General features: G+C 45.3%; 2 protein-coding genes and 1 pseudogene. 1 reads left to right on the top strand and 2 read right to left on the bottom strand.

The window, feature by feature from the left end:
- Positions 1–260 (top strand): annotated as a pseudogene (locus tag WBM98_RS12255) (DUF3078 domain-containing protein); the annotation flags it as partial.
- Positions 261–543: 283 nt separating this feature from the next.
- Here WBM98_RS12255 and WBM98_RS12250 read toward each other — a convergent pair.
- Complete coding sequence (locus tag WBM98_RS12250; protein ID WP_424366312.1) at positions 544–3,024, bottom strand: ribonucleoside-diphosphate reductase subunit alpha; 2,481 nt, start codon at positions 3,022–3,024, stop codon at positions 544–546.
- Between the two features lie 203 nt (positions 3,025–3,227).
- Positions 3,228–3,637 (bottom strand): ribonucleotide-diphosphate reductase subunit beta (locus tag WBM98_RS12245; RefSeq protein ID WP_424366311.1); only part of this gene is annotated, 410 nt, incomplete at its 5' end.

Below are 3,637 nucleotides of genomic sequence, written 5' to 3'. Positions count from 1 at the left end.
TGAACTTTAAAACCAACTTCTCGACCTTTCAGAGTTATAAAAGCAGTGATCTGTCTAACTGGACGTGGATCAACTCCTTCGGGTATACCTTATGGAAAGGAATCGGACTTGGTTTTGAATTCGGACTTAGGAATAACAAACAAGAGGCTTTGGCCAATGCATTGGGCCAGGTACCTGCCATAGTACCTGCACCTACATTTGATAATATCGATGTTAAGACACAAAGCTATTGGTTGTTCGGGCTTAATTATGCCTTCTAAACCTGAACGTTTATAATAGTAAGACCGCTTAAAAGTCAGTTCTACTGTCATCTCGAGTCCGCTCGATGTGATAGGGATTTTAACGCTAGACTTTTTAGGCGGTCTTATTATTTGGGGTAATGTAAGCCGAAGTGATTATGGTTATGGGCCCGCAGATCGTTTATAAAAGGTTTCGACCTATCCCCAGGCATACGAATATAATATGGAAAACATAAGGGGCGGTCCAATTTAGACTGCCCCTTTTTTCAATAAACACGATCACGTACCTATAGAAAGTACGCCTTTATGAACCGCACATCAGACAATCATCATCGGCCTGACCTTCTTTGGCCCGCGCGATCATTTCCTTCATTTCTTCTGGGGTCATGGGCTGCACGACCATCGCTTGTTGTTGGGGTGCTATCGGGGTGGACTGTACTTCGATGGCTTTTGCGGCATCAGCGGCAGGAGCCACGGTAATCGCGACCTCGGCCTCAACAGGAACCTCCTTCTTTTGACTATTGTCTAAGGTGAACTTAATGGCATCAACGGCCGATTTGGTCCTCAAATAATACATCCCTGTCTTTAGACCACTCTTCCAAGCATAAAAGTGCATGGAGGTCAACTTCGAATAATTGGCATTTTCCATAAAGAGGTTCAACGATTGACTTTGGTCAATAAAGTACCCTCTATGTCGGCTCATGTCAATGATATCCTTCATACTCAGTTCCCATACCGTTTTATACAATTCCCTGATCTCTTGGGGAATGGTTTCAATATGCTGGATCGAACCATTGGCGCGCATGAGTTCCTGCTTCATTTGTTCGTTCCACATCCCCAGCTCAACCAGGTCTTCCAATAAATGTTTGTTCACTACGATGAACTCCCCTGAAAGTACTCTACGCGTATAGATATTCGAGGTATAGGGTTCAAAACATTCATTGTTGCCTAAAATCTGTGAGGTCGATGCGGTGGGCATAGGGGCAACTAATAGGGAGTTGCGTACCCCGTGTTTCTTCACCTCTTTTCGTAATTTACCCCAATCCCAGCGTCCTGATAGCTCTTCGTCCTGAATGCCCCAAAGGTTATGCTGAAACTCTCCTTGGGAAATCGGGGAACCTTCATAGGAAGCGTAGGTGCCTTCTTCTTTCGCAGCCTCCATAGATGCTGTAACCGCGGCAAAGTATAGGGTTTCGAAAATTTCTTGGTTCAACTTCTTGGCCTCATCGCTGGTAAAGGGCATGCGCAATAAAATGAATGCATCCGCCAATCCTTGAACGCCCAACCCGATAGGGCGATGTCTTAGGTTCGAGTTTTCGGCCTCCTTCACCGGATAGTAATTTCTATCGATCACCCGATTCAGGTTCTTGGTCACCCTTTTGGTCACCTTGTACAACTCCTTATGGTCGAACTCCCCATTCTTTATGAACATGGGTAAGGCAATGGAGGCCAGGTTACAGACCGCAATTTCATCGGGGGAGGTATACTCCATGATCTCGGTACATAGGTTCGATGATCGTATCGTTCCCAAGTTCTTTTGGTTGCTCTTACGGTTGGCGGCATCTTTGTAGAGCATGTAGGGGGTACCGGTCTCTATCTGTGATTCCAATATCTTTTCCCAAAGTTCCCGGGCCTTAACGGTCTTTCGTCCTTTTCCGGCCGCTTCATACCCTAGATATAACTTCTCAAACTCCTCGCTATGGTTGGTGAAAAGTCCAGGACATTCATTGGGGCACATGAGTGTCCAATGTTCATTGGCCTCTACCCGTTTCATGAACAGATCGGAGATCCACATGGCATAGAAAAGATCGCGGGCCCGCATTTCTTCCTTCCCATGGTTCTTCTTTAGTTCGAGGAATTCGAAGATATCGGCATGCCAAGGCTCCATATAAATAGCGAAGCTACCTTTGCGTTTTCCGCCTCCTTGGTCGACATATCTCGCCGTATCATTGAAGACCTGCAGCATGGGCACAATGCCGTTAGAGGTGCCATTGGTGCCTGCTATATAAGAACCTGTGGCCCTAACATTATGGATAGACAACCCGATACCGCCCGCAGATTGGGATATTTTTGCGGTTTGTTTCAACGTATCATAGATGCCTTCGATGCTATCATCCTTCATGGCCAGCAAAAAACAGGACGACATTTGTGGTTTGGGTGTCCCTGCGTTGAACAAAGTCGGGGTAGCATGCGTAAAATACTTTTTGGACATCAACTCATAGGTTTCCTTTACCGCATCCAAATCATTCAAATGAATACCCACGGAAACCCGCATTAACATATGCTGCGGACGTTCTGCGATCTTACCGTTCAATTTCAGGAGGTAAGAACGCTCCAAGGTCTTGAAACCAAAATAATCATACCCAAAATCACGGTTGTAAATAATGGTGGAATCCAACATCTCGGCATTTTCGGAAATCACCTTATATACTTCGTCAGAAAGCAAGGGTGCTTTCTTGCCGGTTCTAGGGTTGACATACGTATGGAGGTCCTTCATCGTTTCAGAGAACGACTTTTTAGTGTTCTTATGTAGGTTGGAAACGGAGACACGGGCCGCTAATTTTGCATAATCAGGGTGCATGGTGGTCATGGTGGCTGCAATCTCGGCGGCCAAATTATCGAGTTCCGAAGTGGTCACCCCATCATAAAGACCCTCTATAACGCGCATGGCCACCTTAAGGGGGTCGACCAGGTCGTTAAGACCATAACATAATTTTCGTACACGCGCCGTGATCTTATCGAACATGACCACTTCTTTTCTTCCGTCTCTTTTTAGTACATACATAACTTGATTTACGATTTTTTTAAGGTGAAATATTAGTTAGCAATTCAGATCGACCTGAAAGTTTTCAAATATCTTTCAGGTCTGGGATATGTAGGTTTAGGGTTGATTTATTTGGGGGACAAACCTACAAGGAGGCCTCCTTTGCTTCGGCCACCTTCCCAAGGGTCAGGTGGGCGCTCCGCAACTAGGCGACACCTTGCAGGTTAGAAATCAGCATCAAAACTGATTTTTTGTGCGTCCTCGTCCTTATCCTTGATTAAGACACCCGCCTTTTGATATTCCGAAACCCTTTTTTCAAAGAAATTGGTTTTCCCTTGAAGGGATATCATATCCATAAAATCAAACGGATTGGTCGAATTATAAACCCGATCACATTCGAGTTCGACCAATAAGCGATCAGTGACGAACTCAAGGTATTGCGTCATTAATTTCGCATTCATCCCTATTAAACTAACCGGCAAGGACTCGGTAATGAACTCCCGTTCGATATTCAGGGCATCGACCAATATTTCGGTGATGCGCGCTTTAGGGACCTTATTGATGATATGATGTTTATGCAGGTGTACGGCATAGTCACAGTGCATTCCCTCATCCCTTGAAATAAGCTCATTGG

The sequence above is a fragment of the Maribacter sp. genome, from assembly GCF_049667165.1.
GTDB lineage: Bacteria > Bacteroidota > Bacteroidia > Flavobacteriales > Flavobacteriaceae > Maribacter_A.
Note: the sequence above shows the minus strand (reverse complement) of the source record. Positions and strands in the feature narration are given on the sequence as shown.